The following is a 21352-nucleotide window of genomic DNA, read 5'->3' as shown; positions in this document are numbered from 1 at the left end:
TATCCGGCGCCGGTCAGGCGCGGGCGAGGATCTCGCCGTGCGGCACCAGGAACCAGCCGTCGCCGTCGTCGGCCCAGCGCTTCCACGCGTCGCTGATGTCCTGCAGATCGGCGGGAGTGGCCATGTCGCTGTCGACGAGCTGGCGGGCGAGCGCGGACTCGAGGATGCGGTCGGCCCACAGCCCTCCCCACCACGCGCGCTCCGCAGGGGACGCGTAGCACCAGGTGGATGCCGTCGCCGTCACGTCCTCGAAGCCGGCGGCGCGGGCCCACGCGAGCAGTCGACGCCCGGCATCGGGTTCGCCGCCGTTCGCGTGCGCGGCTGCGCGGTACAGGGTGAGCCATCGGTCGAGTTCGGGAAGCACGGGGAACCAGAGGAACCCGGCGTAGTCGGCGTCGCGGGCGGCGACGAGGCCGCCGGGCACGGTGACGCGACGCATCTCCCGGAGCGCCTGCACCGGGTCGCCGACGTGCTGCAGCACCTGATGCGCGTGCACGACGTCGAAGGAGTCGTCGGGGAAGCTCAGCGCGTGCACGTCTTCCACCGAGAAGTCGAGGTTCGTGACGCCGCGCTCCTCGGCGAGGCGACGGGACAGCGACAGGGCGTCCTCGTCGATCTCGGTGGCGGTGACGTGGGCGACCACTCCCGCGAAGTCGACCGTGATGCTCCCGGGCCCGGCCCCGACGTCGAGGAGCCTGGTCGCCGCGGTGAGGTGCGGGCGAAGGTAGGCCGCGGAGTTCGCGATGTCGCGCACGTTGTGCGAGCGGAGGACGGATTCGTGGTGTCCATGCGTGTAGGTGGCCATGACGCCCAGTCTGGCAGAGCTGCGCGCTGCGGCTTCGGGATCAGTGCAGGTCGGCGACGGTTCGCCGGATCGCCTCGCGGTCGGGCTTGCCGGAGGACAGGAGGTCGATCTCGTCGACCACGATCAGGCGAGCCGGACGTGCGTGCCTGCCGAGCTCGTGCTCCACGGCGTCGCGCGCATGCGCCAACTGCTCGGACTCGCTGCGTCGCAGCACCTCTCCCCGAGCCGCGACGATCACCGAGGCCTCACCCCAGCGCTCGTCCTCGACGCCGACCACGACCGCCTCATGCAGTCCCGCGATCCGGCGCACGATCCGCTCGACGCGGTCGAGGGAGATGTTGATGCCGCCCGACACGATCACGTTGTCTGCGCGGCCGTGCACCCGCACCACGCCGTCTTCGACGAGGCCGAGGTCGCCGGTGCGGTACCAGCGGATGCCGTGCTCATCGCGCACGAACGTGCGGGCGGTCAGCGAACCGTCGCCCAGGTAGCCCTCGGCGAGCATGGGCCCGGCGATGCGCAGCTCGCCATCGACGGTGCGAACCCCGACCGTGTCGAGCGGCACACCGTCGTACACGCACCCGCCGCTGGTCTCGGTCGAGCCGTAGGTGCGCACGAGCCGCACGCCGAGGTCGGCCGCCCGTTCGCGCAGCGGCTCCGGGAGAGACTGTCCGCCCACCAGGATCGCGCGATACGCCGTGAGCGCCGCCCGCACCGCGGTGTCGTCTGCGGCATCGAGCAGCGTGGCGACCTGGGCCGGCACCAGCGAGGTGAACAGCTCGGGGAGGCCCACACCCGACGATGGGCGCAGCATCCCGAGCGTGGCTTCCGCGAAGGACTCCGGCGAGAACCGGCCCTCGATCGTCGCGGGGCGCGTGTCGGCGAGGATCGAGCGCACGATCACCTGGAGTCCGGCGACGTACCCTGCCGGGAGCGCGAGCAGCCAGCGTCCGCTCCCGATGCGTGCCGCGGTCGCCTCGGCGCTGGCCCGCAGAGCCTCACCGCTGAGCGCGACCCGCTTCGGGATGCCGCTCGACCCCGAGGTCGCGATCACGGCCGCGATGCCGTCCGCCACGTTCTCGAGGGCGCCGGAGACCATACCCAGCCCGAGCGCCGGTCCGCCCTCGAGTGCGCGTTGCAGGGCGTCCCGCAGCAGATCCGGATCTTCGGCATCCGTGGGGATCAGCGCGGTCATGCGGGCCTCCGACTCAGTAGTGCCAGGGGAACGACGACCAGTCGGGGTCGCGCTTCTCGAGGAACGAGTCGCGGCCCTCGACGGCTTCGTCCGTTCCGTAGGCCAAGCGTGTCGCCTCCCCGGCGAAGACCTGCTGGCCGACGAGTCCATCGTCGACCGCGTTGAAGGCGAACTTCAGCATGCGGATCGCGGTAGGCGACTTGGTCAGCACGGTGCGCGCCATCTTCAGCGCCTCGCGCTCGAGCTCGGCGTGCGGCACGACGCGGTTCACGGCCCCCGCTTCGTATGCCCGCTGTGCGGAGTACTCCTCGGCGAGGAAGAACACCTCGCGGGCGAACTTCTGTCCCGTCTGACGAGCCATGTACGCGGAGCCGTATCCGGCGTCGAAGCTGCCGACGTCGGCATCCGTCTGCTTGAAGCGCGCCTCTTCGGCGGACGCGATCGTGAGGTCGCACACGACGTGCAGGAGTGCCCGCCGCCGGCCGCCCATCCGGGCACGACCGCGATGACGACCTTGGGCATGAAGCGGATGAGTCGCTGCACTTCGAGGATGTGCAGGCGGCCCACCGCGGCGCGACTCGCGCCGTCGACGACCGCGGTCTCGGTGTCCGAGTACTTGTACCCGTCGCGACCGCGGATGCGCTGATCGCCCCCGAGCAGAACGCCCAGCCGCCGTCCTTCGGGCTCGGGCCGTTGCCGGTGAGGAGCACCGCTCCGATACGCGCATCCTGTCGGGCGATGTCGAGCGCCCGGTACAGCTCGTCGACCGTGTGCGGTCGGAAGGCGTTGCGCACTTCGGGCCGGTTGAACGCGATGCGTGCCACCCCGCCGTCGTGCGAGACGTGGGCGGTGATGTCCGTGTAATCCTCGGCGCCGGGTGCGAGCACCCATTCGGCCGGGTCGAACAGGTCGGAGACGAAGGCATCGGTCACGACATCCAGCCTATTCCTCGGCCCGCTCCGGCGAGGGCAGGAAGCGCCGCCCCGACCGGGACGGCGCTTCCTGCGTCCTGTGCGCTCAGACGCGGCCTGCGCGTGAGGCCTTGACCCACCCGTCGACGATGTCCCACCCGACGCCGACCGCGATCCCGAATCCGAGCAGGACCGCGACGATGCGGAAGACGCCGCCCTCGGCTGCCGATTCGGCTTGGCCTGCGGCGAGGCCCTCGCCGCCCGCTGCGGCGATCTGCGCGAGGAACTCCGGATTGACGAGCTGACCCGTGAGGAGCAGGAACACGACCCACGCGAGGAACGCCAGAGCGAGGAGCGTGTTCGCCACGGCCAGCCCGGTGGTCCACCGCCTGGTGCGGTAGAGCACCACGGCGAAGACGGCCTCCGCGACGATCAGCAGGAACAGGAGACCGATCCCCCACGGCCACAGGGAAGGGGCGAGGACGGGCAGCGGATGGCCGTCGACCACGACGAAGCCGCGGAACCGGTCCCAGAGGAGCGCGCCGACAGAGATTCCGAGGAAGACGAGCGAGGCGATCAGCTCACTCCGCCCCACACCCTTCTCGGTCGGCTCCGGCAGCTGATCGACATCCCATTTCCCTATCGCCGACGTGCTGTTGCTGCGCTCGAGGATGACGAACACCAGTGTCGTCCAGAAGCAGATGTGCAGGATCGCTCCGCCGGTGACGAGGATCGAGGTCGAGATGATCTCTCCCACGGGCGCGGCGGAGATCGTCTGGCCGAGCGCCACGGCCCCGAGCACGCAGACGGGCACGATCGTCAGCAGCAGCTTGAGCAGCCGCCACCACGTCAGGTAGAACCGCGGGCCGATGAGGTACAGCGGACGATCCGCGTATCCCGCAGCCAGGACGCCGGGATCCCCGAGTTCGGTGAGGACTGCGCGTTCCGCCGCGTCGGGCGTCTCCCCCTGTTCGAGTCTGGCCTCGACCGCATCGGCGATCGCGGCTTCGAGCTCGGCACGGACATCCTCTTGCGTCTCCGGACGGAGGCTTCGGATCGTGGCGGTGATGTAGCGCTCGGTGAGCGTGGCAGTCGTGGTCATGTCAGTTCTCCTCTGCGGTGAGGGAGGCGATCGCCGTGGTGAGCGACCGCCATTCGTCGGTGAGGGTGTCGGCCAGACGGACGCCGGCATCCGAGGTGCGGTAGAACTTGCGGGGCCGTGCCTCGTCGGTGTTCCACTCGCTCGTGAGGTACTCCTGCTTCTCCAGCCGGCGCAGCAGCGGGTACAGCGTGTTCGCGTCGGTGGCGAAGCCGCGCTGCTCGAGTTGCTCGAGCAGCGAGTAGCCGTATCCCGGCGTGCGCAGCAGTTGCAGGCACGCGAGCACCACGGTGCCGCGCCGCAGTTCCTGCAGGTGCGTGTCGAGCGTCTCGTTCATGTCGATCACATTACTGTGCGTCACACACCATTGTCAATCACACATTTATGTCGGACGTGCGCCCCGACGAAACCCGGGGCGGAGACTCACCCGCACGGTGCACGGCGCGCGACGCCCCGCACAGAGCAGAATGGGCTCATGATCCCGCCGCTCGCAGAACTGGTCGACTCGGCCAGGGTCGTCGCCCTCCCGATGCACAGTCGCTTCCGCGGCGTCGATGTGCGGGAGGCCCTGCTCTTCGAGGGCCCGGAAGGGTGGGCCGAGTTCTCGCCTTTCACGGAGTACGACGATGCCGAGGCCGCCACGTGGCTCGCTGCCGCGATCGACTTCGCGTGGCGTGAGCAGCCGACGCCGCTGCGCGACCGGATCGGCGTGAACGCCACGGTGCCGGCGATCGACGCCGCGCGCGTGCCAGAGCTGCTGGCGAGGTTCCCGGGGTGTCGCACGGCGAAGGTCAAGGTCGCCGAGCCTGGCCAGACCCTCGCCGACGACGTGGAACGCGTGCGGGCCGTCCGCGAAGCCATGGGACCGGAAGGACGCATCCGCGTCGACGCGAACGGCGCCTGGAACGTCGACGAGGCCGAGCACGCGGTGCACGCGCTGGGCGAATACGACCTGGAGTACGTGGAGCAGCCGTGTGCGAGCGTGGCCGAGCTGGCCGACCTGCGCACGCGCGTGAAGCACATGGGCATCCCGGTGGCCGCGGACGAGAGCGTCCGGAAGTCGACCGACCCCCTGGCCGTCGCCCGTGCCGGCGCCGCCGACCTGCTCGTCGTCAAGGCCCAGCCGCTGGGCGGCATCACGCACGCGCTGCAGATCGTGACCGCCGCGGGGCTCCCCGTCGTGGTGTCGAGCGCCTTGGACACAGCGATCGGGCTCGCAGGGCGCCGCGCTCGCTGCAGCACTCCCGAGCCTCGACTACGACTGCGGCCTCGGCACGGCATCGCTCTTCCTCGACGACGTGGCCGACCGACGCCCCGTCGACGGAGCGATCACGGTCGGTCGCGTGACGCCCGACGGCGACGCTCACACGCGTCTCGCCGCATCGGACGAGCGCCGGGAGTGGTGGCTGGCTCGCCTCGCACGCTGCCACTACGAATTGACGGCCGCCGCGGAGTGATCGGGGCTAGGACTCGATGAGCAGCTGGACCAGGCGTCCGAGCTCCTCGCCGCCCGAGTGGCGCAGCTGCGCGTCGTCCTGGCCTGCCATGGCTCCGCGCACGGTCATGCCCTCCCAGAAGATCAGGAGCATGCGCGCCGCGGTCTCGGCGGGCAGTCGCAGCCGCAGGAGTCCCGCAGTGACGATGTCGTCGACGATCCGGGCGATGCTCGAGACCATCTCGCGCTCCTGCGCGAGGTAGGCCTCGCCGAACTTCGGGTCACGGAGCGCGCGGATGCGGATCTCGCTCAGCAGCATCACGCCGAGACGATCGTCTCCGCCCAATTCCATGATCTGCTGCACGAGGTCGATGGGATCGCACCCCTCGACCAGGGCGCCCGCAGCAGTCAGCTCCTCGACACGCGTGCGCACGGCGTTGACGCGCACCTCGGAGACGCTCGCGGCGAGCATCAGGAACAGCTCGTCCTTGGATTCGAAGTTCGAGTAGAACGCTCCCCGCGTGAACGCACGCTCGCACACGGCTTCGACGGAGGCGCCGTCGAGACCGACCTCGGCGAACACCTGCGCCGCCGCTTCGAGCAGACGCGCACGCGTGTTCACGCGGCTTCGGGTTGCGGGTGTCGACATCGAGCCCTCCTGACCCTTCACTCTCGCACGATTCACACCCCGCACACAGACTCATCCGGGCGGGTCACCTTACGATACAACTATGTATTGGATACACCTGTGTATCCACCCCGCACCCTTCGGAGGAACGCGTGTCCACTCTCCTGTCCTCGCTCGGACGCTGGTCGTTCCGGCACCCCTGGCGCGTCCTCGTGTCGTGGCTGCTCGCACTCGGCATCGCCGGAGCAGGCGCCCTCGTGCTGGGCGCAGGTACGGACAACACGTTCTCGATCCCCGGCACCGAGTCTCAGGCGGGCCTCGAGCAGCTCTCGCGCTCCTTCCCGCAGGTGAGCGGAACGAACGCGCAGTTCATCGTGGTGGCCGCCGACGGCGACCAGATCACGGATGACGACTACCGCGAGCACATCGAAGACGCCGTCGACGACCTCTCCGACCTCGACGGCGTGCTCGCGGCCACCTCGCCCTACGACGAGATGGTCAACGGCATGATCAACGACGACGACACGGCGGCCATCGTCCGCGTGCAGTTCGACGGTGAATCCACCGATGTCTCGGATGACACGAAGGACGCTCTGCGCACCGTCGTGAGCGACCTCGACGCCGAGCTCCCCGACGGCGCGCAGACCGCACTCGGCGGCGACCTCTTCGCGATCTCCATCCCCGGCGTCACCCTGACCGAGGCGGTCGGACTCCTGATCGCGCTGCTGGTGCTCATCGTCACGTTCCGGTCGTTCGTGGTCGCCGGACTCCCCCTGCTCACCGCGATCCTCGGCGTCGGCATCTCCATGGCCGGGATCTTCACCGCGACCGCCTTCGCGACCGTCTCCTCCACCACCCCGCTGCTGGCACTCATGCTCGGGCTCGCCGTCGGCATCGACTACGCGCTGTTCATCATGGCGCGACATCAGGATCAGGTGCGCGAGGGCGTCGATCCGGAGGAGTCCGCCTCCCGCGCGGTCGGCACGGCCGGCTCCGCCGTCGTGTTCGCCGGTGTCACGGTGCTCATCGCCCTGATCGGCCTCGGCTTCGCCGGCATCCCGTTCCTGACGACCATGGGCGTCGCGGCCTCGGTCGCGGTCGCCGTGGCCGTCGCGATCGCCGTGACCCTCACTCCTGCCCTGCTCGGGTTCATGAAGGGCAAGGTGGTCGGCCGGCCCCGACGCGCCCCGAAGGCGAAGAAAAAGGGCACGGACGACGACGCCGCACCGACGGCTCCGGCTCGCGTCAAGGGCAGCCTCCGATGGGTGAACGGCGTGACCAAGCGCCCTCTCCTGGTGTCGCTCGCCGTCGTGATCGGCCTGGGGATCGTGGCCATCCCCGCTCTGAGCCTCAACCTCGCCCTGCCGAACGCCGGAGTGCTGCCGAAGGACTCCGAGGCCAGGCAGACCTACGACCTCGTGGGCGAGGAGTTCGGCCCCGGCTTCAACGGTCCACTGATCCTCACGGGCACGATCGTCACCTCCACCGACCCCCTCACCCTGATGGAAGACCTCGGGGACGCCGTCGCCGACGTCCCCGGTGTCAAGGAGGTCGCCCTCGCGACACCGAACGAGACCGCAGACACCGGCATCGTGCAGATCATCCCGGAGACCGCACCGGACGACCCGGCGACCGCCGACCTGGTGCGTGAACTCCGCAGCCACCACGACGAGTGGCTCGACGAATTCGGCATCGACCTCAAGGTGACCGGCTTCACGGCGGTGGGGATCGACATCTCCGACCAGCTCGGCAACGCGCTGCTGCCCTTCGGCATCTTCGTGATCGGCCTCTCGCTGATCCTGTTGACGATCGTGTTCCGTTCACTGTGGGTGCCGATCACCGCAGCAGCGGGATACCTGCTCTCGATCGTCGCCGCGTTCGGCGTCGTCGGTGCCGTGTTCGAATGGGGCTGGTTCGCCGACCTGCTGCACGTCGCCAAGGTCGGTCCGATCATCAGCTTCATGCCGATCATCCTGATGGGCGTGCTGTTCGGACTCGCGATGGACTACCAGGTGTTCCTCGTCTCGCGCATGCGGGAGGACTTCGTGCACGACCCGGACTCGAAGAGCCCCGATCGGGCGAAGCGGCGTGCCGCGGCACTGCGCACGGTGCGCAGCGGGTTCACCGGTTCGGCGAAGGTCGTCACCGCGGCCGGCCTGATCATGTTCGCGGTGTTCGTGGCGTTCGTCCCCGAAGGCGACTCCTCTCTCAAGCCGATCGCGCTCGGTCTCGCCGCCGGCATCGCGATCGACGCCTTCCTGGTGCGGATGACCCTCATCCCGGCGCTGATGGCGATCCTCGGGGAACGCGCCTGGGAGCTCCCGCGCTGGCTGGAGAAGATCCTGCCGCGCGTGGACGTCGAAGGCGAGGCCGTCGAACGCGAGCGCCACCTCGCCGACTGGCCGGGCGACGGATCCGTCGTCGCCGCCGACGACCTCGAGATCGCTGCCGACGCGCCGATCATCGAAGGCCTCTCGCTGCGTCTGCCCGAATCAGGGGCACTCGTCGCGACCGGCGGCGACGTGCGCGCGGCGAGCCCTGGCGCTCACGGTCGCCGGGCGTCTGACGCCGACGGATGGCCGCATCCGCGTGGCGGGACACCTGCTGCCGGGTCGCGCCGCCTGGGTGCGCGGCCACGTCGGCTGCGTGCTCGTCGACGACGCGGACACCGCACTGGGCGACCTCGTCGAAGCCCTGCGAGGCACCTCTCGCCTCGTCGTGATCGACGGGCTCGACCGTCTCACCGGCGGCCGACGGGATCAGGCGACCGCGATGCTGCGCGACGCCGCCGCCGCTCGGTCGCTCGCGGTGTTCGTCACGGCATCCGATGCCCACGCCGCCCGCAGCATCCTCGCCGAGGCCGGATGGCCCGAGGCGCAGACTCGACACGCAGGCTCCGCACCGGAGCGCCGCAGAATCCACCGAGGTGACCGCATGACCCTCCCCATCGAGCGCGCACGCTCCCGCAAGCCCATCACCTGGCTGACCCTCCTCGGCGTGCTGTTGCTGCCCGCCGCGGTCGGCGGCATCCTGGTCGCGGCGCTCCAGAACCCGACCGAGCGTCTGGACTCCATGACCGCGGCGATCGTCAACCTCGACGAACCCGTGACGATCGACGGGCAGACCACCCCGCTCGGCCGCCAGCTCGCCGCGGGACTCGTCGACGGCTCCGACGACCTGGACTCGAACCTCACGTGGGTCATCTCCAATGAGGACGATGCGAAAGACGGGCTCGCCGACGGGTCCTACCAGGCCGTCATCACGATCCCCGAGGACTTCTCCGCTGCGGCCACCTCGGCCGGCACGGCCATCTCCGACGGCGGCGGCGACGCGGAGCAGGCGACCATCACGGTGACGACCCCGGATGACGGACTCGTCGCCGACGACCTCATCACCGGCCAGATCGCCGACGTCGCCGCGTCGACGATGGGCACGATGCTCACCGAGGCCACGACCGAGAACATCCTCGTGGGGTTCACCACGATCGGCGATCAGATCGGCGATGCGGCAGACGGCGCGCTGAAGCTCGCGGACGGCGCTCGTGACGCGGCGACCGGCGCGGCGGCGATCCCCGACGGCGCCTCGAAGCTGGCCTCCGGCGCGGGCGAACTCGGAACCGGGGCCTCGTCGCTCGCGACCGGACTCGACACCATCGCGGGCAAGACGAGGGAGGCGGCGGCCGGCGCGGCGCAGATCGGGTCGGGACTGACCAGCGGCGGAACGACCCTGCAGCAGAACGTCGGCGGGACGCAAGAGCTCGTCGGCGCGATCCAGGGGGCATCCGCCTCGGCGAAGTCGGCCTCGGACACGTCGATCGCTCTGGCCGGGAGGCTCGGCGCGCTGGCGCAGACCGCCTGCACGCCACCCGTCGCGGACCAGGCGCAGTGCGACCTGTACACCTCCCTCGCCTCCGACGCGGCAGCCGTGGCGAAGGATGCCGGGACCGCATCCGGAACCCTCGACAACCCGAAGGTCGCCGGTGGCGTCGCCGCACTCCCCGGCACGATCAGCACTCTCGCGTCGAGCATGACTCAGGCGGGCGCCGGCGCGACGCAGCTCGCGGGGGGCCTCACCCAGCTCGCGGATCAGGGCATCGCCGCATCCGCGACCGGCGCACGGGGCATCGCTTCGGGTGCAGGCCAGCTGTCAGAGGGCGCGACCGCTCTCGCCGACGGCGCCACCGAGCTCACGACCGGGCTCGACACCCTGGCGACGGGTACCGGTGATCTCGCCGGTGGGCTGCGCACAGCATCCGATTCGCTCCCGTCGTTCAGCGACAGCGATTCGAAGTCGCTCGCCTCGGTGATCGCCGACCCCGTGTCGTCGAACTCCTCGATGAACACCATCTTCGGCCCGACCGCGATCCCCCTCCTGGCGGCGGTCGTGCTGTGGTTCGGCGGACTCGCGACGTTCGTGGTGATGCGCGCGCACACCGCCCGCACCCTCACTTCTCGACGGTCCTCCGCCGCCCTGACGTTGCGCGCCTTCGCACCCGCTGCGCTGATCGGCGCGGGACAGGGACTGCTGGTGTCGTTGATCGTGCAGATCGTGGCGAGCTACGACGCGGCCACCTGGTGGACGTTCGCCGGCACCGCGGTGCTCGCCGGCGTGGTGTTCGCGGCGGTCAACCAGGCCCTCGTCGCCCTGTTCGGCGGCGTCGGACGGTGGGTCTCCGCGCTGGTCGGCGTCCTGGCCGTGGCGACCGGGCTGATCTCGACCGTGCCGGGGTGGCTCGCGGGGCTCGGGGCTGCTCTGCCCACGGCACCGGCCTTCGCGGGCTTGATCGCCGGAAGCGGATCCGCGGTCGCTGCCCTCGCGGTGTGGGGTGTGCTGTCGCTCGTGGCCACGACGCTCGCGGTCACGCTGCGGCGCACGACTTCGGCGAAGGCGGTCCTCGCCACCACCTGACACCTGTTCCTCCCCCCGGCCCGGCGCGTCGACATGTGGCGCGCCGGGCCAGCGTTTGTGACCGTCTCCGTTTCGCATGCGGCGCGCCGCGACCTAGGCTCCTGCCATGCGCCGACCGTTCATGGACACCCCCGAGCAACTCGCGAGTCTGGAGGGGCAGCAGTACCTCGTGCTCCGGCCCACGGGGGCGGTCGCCGAGGTCTACCGGGAGGTCCAGGATGCCGCGCTCGCACGCCTCGACTCCCCGGCACGGCGTCCGCACACCGGGCACATCACCCTCCGGGGCTTCTACGAGCCGGAACGTCGTGAAGAGCTCGCCACGCTGATCCGTATGTGGGCCACGCAGCAGCGCCCGATCGAAGCGATCGCCGAAGCCGTGGACGAATTCCCCTCTCCCTGGCAGATCGTGATCGTGCGCCTCGCCCGCAGCACGTCACTCGTCTCGGCGTACTCATCCCTGACCACTGCATTGGACGGCACGAGCTTCCGCCGCCTCGGCGAACTGCCGCTGGAGGAGTGGACCTTCCACCTGTCGGTGCTCTACGGAAAGACTCTCCAGCCGGAGGAGTGGTCGCGGTTCACACAGGCGGAGCTGCGCGCCTTCGAACCAGCGTCTACCGAGACGATCACCGAAGCCGAACTGGTTTGGTACGAACACGGCGTCGAATACGCGGAGGTGCTGCCCCTCGGCGGTTGACGCCGGGCTCAGCTCAGGCCGGAGTAGGCGTGCAGGCCCTTGAAGAAGACGTTCACGATCGTGAAGTTGAAGATGACGGCCGAGAACCCGACGATCGCCAGCCAGGCGGAGGGGTTGCCGCGCCACCCGCGGGTCGCGCGCGCGTGGATGTAGCCGGCGTAGATGACCCAGATCACGAAGGTCCAGGTCTCCTTGACGTCGAAGCCCCAGAAGCGGCTCCAGGCGTAGTAGGCCCAGATCGAGCCGGCGATGAGCGTGAACGTCCACAGGATGAACCCGATGATCGTGAACATGTACGCCAGGCTCTCCAGGCGAACGGATCCGGGGAACGTACGGAGGAATCCGGGGCCGGTCTTGTCTGCGCCTTCGGCGACGAGGCGCTCACGACGCGACTGCATGAGCTGGATCACAGACAGGGCGAACGCGAGCGCGAAGAACGCCGTCGCGAGCGAGGCGACGAAGACGTGGATGATGAGCCACACGCTCTTCAGCGGGTCCATCAGGGGCGAGACCTCGACGTAGAAGTTCGTCGCGCCCAGACCCAGCAGGACCACGACCAGGCCGGTGATGAACGTGCCGAGGAAGCGGAGGTCCAGACGGGTCAGCACGATGAGATACACCGCGATGATGAGCAGCGTGCCGATCATCGCGAACTCGTAGAGGTTGGCCCAGGGCACGCGTCCTGCCGCGATGCCACGGGTCACGGTCGCCGCCAGGTGGAACAGGAAGCCGAGGACCGTGAGCGACGTGCCGATGCGGGCCATGACGAATCGCTGCGGCGGCGCGTCACCGGATGCACCGGGTGCGCCGGCGGCTGCGGTGGCCGCTCCGCCACCTGCCCCGACGAGCACCGGTTCGCGGACGGTCTGCGCATCGGCCGTGGCCTGCGAGCGCCGCGCGAGATCGAAGGCGTAGGCCACGAAGGCCGCCGCGTAGATCGCGATCGCCGTCCAGAGCAGGACCGGCGAGATCACGTTGAGCTCGAGCATGGTGTCAGTCTACTTTCCGGGTGTCGGGTGCCGGGGCTTCCGGCGCAGCGGACTCCTCCGCGGTGTCTTCGGCGCTCGGGCGCGGCGTCGTCCCACCGGCAGCGTCGAGCAGACGGGCGTGGCCCGCGACGAGGTCGTCGACGGCAGCGGCGAGGGTCGGGTCTTCGCCGCGAGCCAGTGCGGCGTACTCGAGCGCGATCTCGCCGTCGTGCGCCGTGGCCTTGACCCACACGCGACGGCGCGGCACGAAGAGCGCGATCATGAGTCCGCCGAGAGCCAGCAGCGCGAAGCCGAGCACCCAGACACCGGACTCGTCGCGGTGGATCTGCAGCGAGGCGAACCGCTTCACCGATTCCGAGGCGTCCGTCGCCCCCGCCGGCGACTCGTCGTCGAAGGTGACCGAGCCGAGGCCGTCCGGCAGCTGGGCCGTCTGGCCGGGGCTGAGCTTGATCGACTCGACGTCGGTGGTGCGTCCGGTGAGCTTGGTCATCCCGGTCGTGTCGAGCACGTAGACGGAGCGCGGCACACCCTCGTTGATCCCCAGGTCCCCGGTGTACACGTCGAACGTGAGCGTCGGGTTGGTGAGGTCGCCGTAGGCGGAGAAGAAGGCGCCGTCCTCGAGGACGCCCGTCGTCGGGTAGAAGAAACCGACGAGCCCGACCTGCTCGGCCAAGCCGTCCGGCACCTTGAGCACCCCGAGCGAGGTCATGTTGGTGTCCTGCGGGAGGAACGGGGTGCTGCCTGTGAAGACCACCGTGCCGTCGGGATCGCGCACCGTCACGGTCGGCGCGTAGCCGTTGCCCAGGAGGAAGACGTCGTCGTCGGCGACCGCGAGAGGTTCGTTGACCTTGACGGCGCCCGTGCGCTCCTCGCCGTTCTCCTGCACCGTGACGTTGGCCGAGAAGTCGCCGGCCTGACCGGAACCGGGCTCGCCGAACGGCTGATAGGTCACGTCGAAGGAGTCGAGACGCATCGAGTACGGCGCGAAGGCGTCGTCGCCCACGAAGCGCCCGCGGTTCATGGAGTCGTAGTCGAGAAGCGTGTTGGCGAAGGTCTCGCCCTCGACGAGCACGCGCTGGCCGGTGTACGAGAAGCCCCCGCCGACGCCGACCGTGACGAGCACGCCCACGAGCGCGAGGTGGAACAGCAGGTTGCCGGTCTCGCGCCAGTATCCGCGCTCGGCGGAGACGGAGAAGGTGCGGCCGCGATCGTAGCGCTCCACCCGGTAGCCGAGTGCCTTGAGCTGCTTCGTCGCCACATCGATCGACGCAGCGGCCTCCGCCTCGGCATCGCCGGTCGTGGAGCCGGAGTCGGCGGACGGGTCGCGCGTGACCGCACGATAGTCCTCGAGGCGCTGGAGTCGGGCCGGAGTGCGTGGCGGACGCGCGCGCAGGGCCTTCGCGTGGTGCTTGATGCGCGGGATCACGCAGCCCACGAGCGAGGCGAACAGCAGCAGGTAGATCGCCGAGAACCACGGTGACAGGTAGACGTCGAATAGCTTGAGGCCGTCGAGGATCGGGAAGAGGTCGGGGTTCTCGCGCTCCCACTGCGTGACGCCGTTCGGGTCGGCCATGCGCTGCGGGAAGATCGAGCCGGGGATCGCCGCGATCGCCAGCACGAGCAGCAGGACCAGCGCTGTGCGCATCGAGGTCAGCTGCCGCCACCCCCACCGCAGCCACCCGACGAAGCCGAGCCGCGGCTGGATGATCGAGTCGTCGCCGTCGACGTGGTCGGACGGGCGGAGCGGATCGCTGGAGTCGCTGTGCACGGCACCCTTGTTCTTCGTCATGGTCGTCTCCGTGCGGGCGTTCTTCTCGGTGCGGTCGGTGCGGTCAGAGCGGGAGGATGACACTGCCGATCACCGCCGTCAGCCGCGACATGATGTCGGTCCACAGGCCGGTGACCATCAGGACACCGAGCAGGATCAGCATCACGCCGCCCACGATGTTCACCACGCGGATGTGGCGACGGAGGAACCCGATCGCCTTGGTCGCCCAGCCGAACCCGAGGGCGACGAGCAGGAACGGGATGCCGAGCCCGAGGGAGTACGCCAGACCGAGGAAGCCGGCGCGCACGGGGTCACCGGCGTTGAAGGAGAGGGCCAGGATCGCGGCGAGCGTGGGGCCCATGCAGGGCGCCCAGCCGATGCCGAGTGCGACGCCGAGGAGCGGGGCCCCGATGATGCCGGCCTTGGAGTCCACGTGGAAGCGGAACTCCTTCTGCGCGAAGCCGAAGAGCCCGAGGAACACGAGCCCCATCGCGATGATCACGACGCCGAGGATGCGCGTGATCAGGTCGCCCCACTGCAGCAGGAACACACCCACGGTGCCGCCGAGCACGGTGTAGAGGATGAACACGATCGTGAAGCCGAGGATGAACAGCAGCACGCCAAGGACGAGCCGTCCCCGGGTCGTTGTCACGGCGGGCTGCGCGGCGGTCGATGCATCCCCGTCGGCGACGGTGGTCCGCCGCGGCGCGACAGCGCCCCCAGGAAGCCGAGGTAGCCGGGCACGAGCGGGAGGACGCACGGAGACAGGAACGACACGAGGCCTGCCAGCATCGCGACCGGGATCGCGATCCAGAGGGCGCCCGAGCCGATGATCGCTTCGGGGTTCACGGCGCTCCGAGGGTGCTCACGAGTCCTCCGCGAGCGTGTCCTTGACGAGCGTGGAGAGGATCGACGGTCCGTCGATCGGACCGATGATCTTCGCGGCGACGCGGCCCTGCTTGTCGAGCACGAGCGTGGTGGGCGTGGCGGCGATCGGCACGACCTTGGCGAACGCCAGCTTGGCCTCGGCGGTGTCGACGTCGATCAGGCTCGGGTACGTGATGTCGTACTCGTCGGCGAAGGCGATGGCGGTGTCCGCCTGATCGCGCGTGTTGATGCCGACGAACGAGACGTCGTCGGCGGCGAACTTCTGCCACACGGCTTCGAGGTCGGCGGCTTCGAGCCGGCACGGCGCGCATCCGGCGTACCAGAAGTTGACGACCGTGACCTGCCCGGCGATGTCGGCACTGTCGAACTTCTCGCCGGTCTCGGTGACCCCGCCGAACTCCACGGGCTCACCGCGCTCGGCGACGGGGATCTCGACGATCGCGCCGTCGGCCGCGACGTACCCGGTGTTCTCCCCGCTCAGGAACGATTGGCTGACCGGATCGGGAGCGCAGGCGCTCAGACCGATCGCGAGCACCGCAGCGAGCGCGGCACCGACCGCACGGCGCGAAGGCCGGGTGCGGGAGGAGCGGCCGCTGCGGATCGAGGAAACCGTCGAATCGCGTGGCACGACTCCGAGTTTACGCAGAGAATCCTATGCACGAGGTGGATGCGGAGCGGTCCGAGACGGGCCTCAGAACCGCGCCAGAACGTCGTCGACGCCGGCCCGGAACCGCGGACAGGTGGCGATGTCGTGGGCGCGGCATCCCATGGCGTGCTCGGTCATCTCCCGCGAGCGTCGCATCTCCTCCATCCGCCGGTCGATGTCGTCCAGGTGCTGCTGGAGCACCTGGTGTCGCCCGGCGCTCCCGTCGTCGAGCAGCACGGCGATCTGGTCGAGGCTCATCCCTGCGGCTTTGCTGCGTCGGATCACCGCGATACGCACGACGTCGTCCTCGCCGTAACGTCGTCGCCCCGCATCGTCGCGCGACGGCCGCAGCAGGCCGACCGACTCCCAGTGCCGCAACACGTTGGTCGGCAGTTCGAACCGGGCGGCGACATCGCCGACGGACCAGGGATGCTCGGCGCTTGACTTCATGTTGACATGAAGTCACAGACTGTCGGAGAACGCAACCTCCTCCGAAAGGACTGACATGTACGACGCCATCGTGATCGGCGCAGGACCGGCAGGTCTGCAGGCCGCTCTGACCCTCGGACGGATGCACCGATCTACGCTGCTGTTGGATTCGGGTGAGTACCGCAACGGCACCGTTCTGCACATGCACAACATGGTCGGCGAGGATGGGACGCCCCCGGCGGAGTTCCGCGCCACGGCCAGGGCCGAGCTCGCCGCCTACGACGACGTGGATATCCGCGACCTCTCCGCCACGACCATCTCCGCCGACGAGACCTCGTTCGAGGTGCAGCTCTCCGACGGGTCGCGGGTGGCGGGGCACCACATCGTGCTGGCCACGGGCGTCGCCGATGACCTTCCGCCGGTGCCGGGGCTGCAGGAGCTGTGGGGCACACACGCCTTCAGCTGTCCGTTCTGCGACGGACACGAGCATGCGGGCACCCCGATCGGCATCCTCGGGGCGGCGCCGAGGGCCGCGCACCTGATCGGCCTGCTCGGTCGCATCGTGGGCGACATCACGGTCCTCCCGGTCGGGGAGCCGTTCACCGACGAGGACACGGCGATGCTCGAGGGCCTCGGCGTGCGCGTCGGCGCCGCCCCCGTCGCATCCGTCGAGAAGAGCGACGGCGGCGTGCGGATCGGCACCGCGGATGGCGAGCTCACCGTCGGCGGGATCTTCGTGGCGTCGGGGACGATGCGCCAGCGCGCGCCCTTCGCCGCAGGACTCGGACTCCGGATGCTCGAGTCGGGGTGCATCGAGATCGACGAGTTCGGGCGCACGTCGCACCCCGGCGTCTTCGCCGCGGGCGATCTCGCGCACCGCGCGACCCTCCCCGGCCCGATGGCATCGGTGCTGCTGGCGGCCGCCGCCGGTCAGCTGGCCGCTATCGGCATCATCCAGTCGCTTCTGGCGGCCGAGCACTGACTCCGTCTCGAATCGCGCGGATGGCGCCATCCTTCACCGGGATCGAGCCCCTTGCGCGATTCGAGAACGGGATTCAGACCGCGCCGACGTCGACCGCACCGCCTGTGGCCGCTGGTTCGGCATAGGCGACCTCGCGCCACACGTCGCCGACGCGTTCGAACGAGGTGACGCTCGAGAGGGCGCAGCGCCGGGTGCGCGGGTCGTGCCGCAGGGGCAGCCCCGCAACCCTCAGGTGCGTGATCCAGATGGGCGCCTGGTGCGAGACCATCACCACATCGCCGTCCGCGGCGGCGTCCCAGGCCTCGTCCATGACCCCCAGCATCCGCTCCGCGATGGAGGAGTACGGTTCGCCCCAGCTCGGCAGCGACGGCTGGCGCAGGTGCCACCAGTTGAACGGGTTCATCAGCGAACGACGCATCTGCGTGCCCTCGAACACATTGGTCGGCTCGATCAGGCGGATGTCGATCTCCGGCACGAGGTCGAATCGTTCGGCGAAGGGCGCGGCGGATTCCTGCGCACGCTCCAGCGGAGACGCGTACAGGGCGGAGACCGCACGATCCGACGCGGCGACGTGATCGGCAGCAGCCTCCGCCATCCCCCGACCCGCGGCGCTCAGGTGGTAGTCGGGAAGACGGCCGTAGAGCACGCGGGCCGGGTTGTGCACCTCGCCGTGTCGGACCAGATGCAGGCGCGAAGCCGCCATCTCACGCCTCGCGGTAGCGGGAGTCGCCGAAGCCGAGGATCAGGTAGCCGATGTAGGGGAAGACGAACAGCAGGAAGAACGAGAACAGACCCCCCTTGCCGAACCGCTCACCGAGCTTGACGGCCACGATGATGCCGAAGATGAAGCCGACGATCGGGATCAGGTACAGCAGCGCGAGCCAGCCCGACATCCCGGCGATCTTGACGAGGAAGATCACATTCACGATGGGGATGATCGCGAGGATGCCGGGGTAGCCGGCCTTCGTGAAGACCTTCCAGAGGCCGATGACGACGAGGACGTAGAAGACGAGGGCGATCAGCCCCGTCGTCCCCGAGAAGATCGCGCCGAAGAGGTCGGAGATGCCGTTGGAGTCCATGATGCGCCTTTCTGTCCTGGCGATCATACTGAGCGCCCGGTACGGGCCGAGCGGGCGACGCGGTCCCCCGTAGAATGGGCGGGTTCCCCATTTCCCAGATCAGAAGGAATACTCCGTGCTTCGCACCCACTCGGCAGGCTCGCTGCGAGCAGAGCACATCGGTCAGACCGTCACCCTCGCGGGGTGGGTCGATCGCCGTCGTGACCACGGAGGAGTCGCCTTCATCGATCTGCGAGACGCCTCCGGCATCGCCCAGGTCGTCATCCGCGACGAGGAGATCGCCCATCCGCTGCGCAACGAATTCGTGCTGCGGGTGACCGGCGAGGTGTCGCGTCGACCGGAGGGCAACGCGAACCCGAACCTGCCCACCGGCGAGATCGAGCTCATCGCGACCGACGTCGAGGTGCTGAACGAGTCGGCCCCGCTCCCCTTCCAGGTCTCGACCGCTGTCGCCGAGACCGAGACGGTCGGCGAAGAGGCACGCCTCAAGTACCGCTACCTCGACCTGCGCCGCCCGGCACCGGCCTCCGCCCTTCGTCTGCGCTCGAACGTCTACAAGGCGATCCGTGACGTGCTGCACGCCGACGACTTCACCGAGGTCGAGACGCCGACCCTCACGCGCTCGACGCCCGAGGGCGCGCGCGACTTCCTGGTGCCCGCACGCCTGAGCCCGGGTAGCTGGTACGCCCTGCCGCAGTCGCCGCAGCTGTTCAAGCAGCTGCTCATGGTCGGCGGCGTGGAGAAGTACTTCCAGATCGCCCGCTGCTACCGCGACGAGGACTTCCGCGCCGACCGGCAGCCGGAGTTCACGCAGCTCGACATCGAGATGAGCTTCGTCGACCAGGAAGACGTCATCGCGCTGATGGAGTCGCTCATCGTCGCGATGTGGGCGACGATCGGGGTCGAGGTCCCGACGCCTCTGCCGCGTCTGACGTACGCCGACGCCATGGCCAAGTATGGTTCCGACAAGCCCGACCTGCGCTTCGGCCTCGAGCTCGTCGACGCGACCGAGTACTTCGCCGACACCCCGTTCCGGGTCTTCCAGGCCGAGTATGTCGGAGCAGTGCGTATGCCCGGTGGCGCCTCGCAGCCGCGTAAGCAGCTCGACGCGTGGCAGGACTGGGCGAAGCAGCGCGGTGCGCGCGGCCTCGCGTACGTCCTGTTCAACGAAGACGGATCCCTGGGCGGTCCTGCTGCCAAGAACCTGTCCGAGGCGGAGCAGGCCGGGCTCGCCGCGCTCGTGGGCGCCGAGCCGGGCGACTGCGTCTTCTTCGCCGCCGGCGACACCAAGCAGAGCCGTGCGCTGCTCGGTGCCGCACGCGTCGAGATCGGTCGCCGTCTCGGCTACCTGAATCCCGACGAATTCGCCTTCACCTGGGTCGTCGACGCGCCGATGTTCGAGCCTGCCGCCGACGCGGTGGCCTCCGGCGACGTGGCCGTGGGCGCAGGCGCCTGGACGGCCGTGCACCACGCGTTCACGGGCCCCAAGCCCGAGTTCCAGGACACGTTCGACACCGACCCCGGGTCCGCCCTCGCGTACGCGTACGACATCGTGTGCAACGGCTCCGAGCTCGGCGGCGGATCGATCCGCATCCACCGCGAAGACGTGCAGAAGCGCGTGTTCGAGGTCATGGGCATCAGCGACGAGCAGGCCGACGAGCAGTTCGGCTTCCTGCTCGACGCGTTCAAGTTCGGTGCTCCGCCCCACGGCGGGATCGCGCTCGGCATGGACCGCGTGCTGCAGCATCTGACCAAGACCGAGTCGATCCGCGAGGTCATCGCGTTCCCGAAGTCGGGCAACGGCTACGACCCGCTGACCGCGGCTCCGGCCCCCATCACGGCCGCACAGCGCGCCGAAGCGGGCGTGGACGCCGAGCCCGAGGACGAGTCCGCCTGAGGTCCGTCCCGCGCGGGATCAGGCACTCACGCCGGATCAGGCGGTTCTGCACAGAACCTGCCTGATCCGGCGTCTCTGCCTGACCTGGCGTCGTGTCAAGAGCCGAGAAGCGCGAGAGCCGGCACGATGTTCTCGTTCCACACGTCGACGCCCAGCTTCGCGATCAGGGCGACCACGACCACCAGGAACACCACCCGGATGAACGTGGTCCCGCGCGAGATGGCCATGCGCGACCCCAGGTAGCTGCCCGCCACGTTCGCGACCGCGAGGATGCCGCCGAGCAGCCACAGCACGGCACCGTGCGGGATGAACAGCATCAGCGCTCCGGCGTTCGTCGCGAGGTTCACGATCTTGGCCTTCGCGCTCGCCTGCAAGAAGTCGTAGCCGAGCAGGGCGACGAGCGTGATCACCAGGAAGGTGCCCGTGCCCGGACCGATCATCCCGTCGTAGAAGCCGATGCCGAGTCCCGCCGCGCCCGCCATGATGTGGTGCTTGTGCCCGGAGTACCGCAGCTTCGTCGCCGCTCCCATCTGCGGCTTGAACGCGGTGAACAGGGCGACGACGAGCAGCGCGATCACGATGATGGGCTTGAACGCGGCGGGCGGCAGCACGGTCGCGACAGCTGCGCCCCCGAACGAGCCGATGAAGGCGATCGCCGCCATCGGCAGCGCTGTGCGGATGTCGGGTTTGGCGCGTCGGTAATAGGTGACGCTGCTGGTCGCGGTGCCGAACACGGAGGCGAGCTTGTTCGTGGCGAGCGCCTGCACGGGCGAGATGCCGGGGATCAGCAGGAGAGCCGGCAGCTGCAGCAGGCCTCCGCCTCCGACGACCGCGTCGATCCAGCCGGCACAGAACGCGGCGATGACGACGAGCAGCAGCATCCCCCAGGTGAGCTGCTCCAGTCCGAGCACGGCGCCGATATCCACCTGGCCATGATTCCAGAGTGCCGCCGTCGACCTCGCATCCGCCCCGCGCGCTGGCAGCCTGGAGCCATGC

The 21352-nt window shown here is 69.5% G+C and carries 17 protein-coding genes and 3 pseudogenes; 6 read left to right on the top strand and 14 right to left on the bottom strand.

The features are described 5' to 3' along the window. Positions 1 to 13: 13 nt before the first annotated feature. The 5 genes and pseudogenes from G4G29_RS04880 to G4G29_RS04860 form a co-directional block, all read right to left on the bottom strand. Positions 14 to 805, bottom strand: coding sequence for a class I SAM-dependent methyltransferase (locus tag G4G29_RS04880; protein WP_183152018.1), 792 nt, complete (start codon positions 803 to 805; stop codon positions 14 to 16). A gap of 40 nt (positions 806 to 845) precedes the next feature. Next, the gene (locus G4G29_RS04875) at positions 846 to 2000 is read right to left on the bottom strand and encodes an AMP-binding protein (protein WP_183152017.1); all 1155 of its coding nucleotides are present in this window, start codon (positions 1998 to 2000) and stop codon (positions 846 to 848) included. Between the two features lie 13 nt (positions 2001 to 2013). Beyond that, a pseudogene (locus G4G29_RS04870) lies at positions 2014 to 2932 on the bottom strand (1,4-dihydroxy-2-naphthoyl-CoA synthase). 85 nt (positions 2933 to 3017) lie between these two features. Further along, entirely contained in the window at positions 3018 to 4013 is a 996-nt protein-coding gene (locus G4G29_RS04865; protein ID WP_183152016.1) for a permease prefix domain 1-containing protein, read from the bottom strand. 1 nt (position 4014) lies between these two features. Continuing rightward, positions 4015 to 4347: a helix-turn-helix transcriptional regulator gene (locus G4G29_RS04860; protein WP_183152015.1), complete on the bottom strand. Its 333-nt coding sequence runs from the start codon at positions 4345 to 4347 to the stop codon at positions 4015 to 4017. Positions 4348 to 4485: 138 nt separating this feature from the next. Between G4G29_RS04860 and G4G29_RS04855 the strand changes: the two are divergent. Continuing rightward, positions 4486 to 5467: pseudogene (locus G4G29_RS04855) on the top strand (o-succinylbenzoate synthase). Positions 5468 to 5473: 6 nt separating this feature from the next. On the opposite strand, the gene G4G29_RS04850 reads toward G4G29_RS04855, so the two are convergent. Further along, positions 5474 to 6094, bottom strand: coding sequence for a TetR/AcrR family transcriptional regulator (locus G4G29_RS04850; RefSeq protein WP_183152014.1), 621 nt, complete (start codon positions 6092 to 6094; stop codon positions 5474 to 5476). A 131-nt stretch (positions 6095 to 6225) separates the two neighbouring features. Between G4G29_RS04850 and G4G29_RS21290 the strand changes: the two genes are divergently transcribed. From G4G29_RS21290 to G4G29_RS04840, 3 genes are all read left to right on the top strand, one after another. Next, complete coding sequence (locus G4G29_RS21290; RefSeq protein ID WP_244632400.1) at positions 6226 to 9003, top strand: MMPL family transporter; 2778 nt, start codon at positions 6226 to 6228, stop codon at positions 9001 to 9003. Positions 9004 to 9007: 4 nt separating this feature from the next. Then, positions 9008 to 10981, top strand: a complete 1974-nt coding sequence (locus tag G4G29_RS21285) for a YhgE/Pip family protein (protein WP_220173983.1) — start codon at positions 9008 to 9010, stop codon at positions 10979 to 10981. A 106-nt stretch (positions 10982 to 11087) separates the two neighbouring features. Beyond that, positions 11088 to 11678: a 2'-5' RNA ligase family protein gene (locus G4G29_RS04840; protein WP_244632399.1), complete on the top strand. Its 591-nt coding sequence runs from the start codon at positions 11088 to 11090 to the stop codon at positions 11676 to 11678. Between the two features lie 8 nt (positions 11679 to 11686). On the opposite strand, the gene ccsB is transcribed toward G4G29_RS04840, so the two are convergent. From ccsB to G4G29_RS04815, 5 genes and pseudogenes are all read right to left on the bottom strand, one after another. After that, positions 11687 to 12667: a c-type cytochrome biogenesis protein CcsB gene (ccsB, locus tag G4G29_RS04835; RefSeq protein ID WP_183152013.1), complete on the bottom strand. Its 981-nt coding sequence runs from the start codon at positions 12665 to 12667 to the stop codon at positions 11687 to 11689. 4 nt (positions 12668 to 12671) lie between these two features. Beyond that, positions 12672 to 14456 carry a cytochrome c biogenesis protein ResB gene (locus tag G4G29_RS04830; protein WP_244632398.1) on the bottom strand — a complete coding sequence of 595 codons (1785 nt, stop codon included), beginning with the start codon at positions 14454 to 14456 and terminating at the stop codon, positions 12672 to 12674. 43 nt (positions 14457 to 14499) lie between these two features. Beyond that, positions 14500 to 15284 (bottom strand): annotated as a pseudogene (locus G4G29_RS04825) (cytochrome c biogenesis protein CcdA). Between the two features lie 16 nt (positions 15285 to 15300). Beyond that, positions 15301 to 15951: a TlpA disulfide reductase family protein gene (locus tag G4G29_RS04820; protein ID WP_183152011.1), complete on the bottom strand. Its 651-nt coding sequence runs from the start codon at positions 15949 to 15951 to the stop codon at positions 15301 to 15303. A 63-nt stretch (positions 15952 to 16014) separates the two neighbouring features. Then, positions 16015 to 16419 (bottom strand): MerR family transcriptional regulator, encoded by a 405-nt coding sequence (locus G4G29_RS04815; RefSeq protein ID WP_183152010.1) that lies wholly within the window; start codon positions 16417 to 16419, stop codon positions 16015 to 16017. 55 nt (positions 16420 to 16474) lie between these two features. Here G4G29_RS04815 and G4G29_RS04810 point away from each other — a divergent pair, with 55 nt between their 5' ends. Then, complete coding sequence (locus G4G29_RS04810) at positions 16475 to 17380, top strand: NAD(P)/FAD-dependent oxidoreductase (protein WP_183152009.1); 906 nt, start codon at positions 16475 to 16477, stop codon at positions 17378 to 17380. Between the two features lie 73 nt (positions 17381 to 17453). On the opposite strand, the gene G4G29_RS04805 is transcribed toward G4G29_RS04810, so the two are convergent. Both G4G29_RS04805 and G4G29_RS04800 read right to left on the bottom strand, forming a co-directional pair. After that, entirely contained in the window at positions 17454 to 18083 is a 630-nt protein-coding gene (locus G4G29_RS04805) for a histidine phosphatase family protein (protein WP_183152008.1), read from the bottom strand. A 1-nt stretch (position 18084) separates the two neighbouring features. Next, positions 18085 to 18459 carry a DUF5684 domain-containing protein gene (locus tag G4G29_RS04800; protein ID WP_183152007.1) on the bottom strand — a complete coding sequence of 125 codons (375 nt, stop codon included), beginning with the start codon at positions 18457 to 18459 and terminating at the stop codon, positions 18085 to 18087. Positions 18460 to 18574: 115 nt separating this feature from the next. Here G4G29_RS04800 and aspS point away from each other — a divergent pair, with 115 nt between their 5' ends. After that, positions 18575 to 20356: an aspartate--tRNA ligase gene (gene aspS / locus G4G29_RS04795; protein ID WP_183152006.1), complete on the top strand. Its 1782-nt coding sequence runs from the start codon at positions 18575 to 18577 to the stop codon at positions 20354 to 20356. Positions 20357 to 20451: 95 nt separating this feature from the next. On the opposite strand, the gene G4G29_RS04790 is transcribed toward aspS, so the two are convergent. Further along, on the bottom strand, positions 20452 to 21282 hold the full coding sequence (locus G4G29_RS04790) for a TSUP family transporter (RefSeq protein ID WP_244632397.1): 831 nt from the start codon (positions 21280 to 21282) through the stop codon (positions 20452 to 20454). Positions 21283 to 21352: the final 70 nt, after the last annotated feature.

The sequence above is a fragment of the Microbacterium sp. Se63.02b genome (assembly GCF_014171575.1).
Taxonomy (GTDB): Bacteria; Actinomycetota; Actinomycetes; order Actinomycetales; family Microbacteriaceae; genus Microbacterium.
This window is presented reverse-complemented; position numbering and strand designations above follow the sequence as displayed.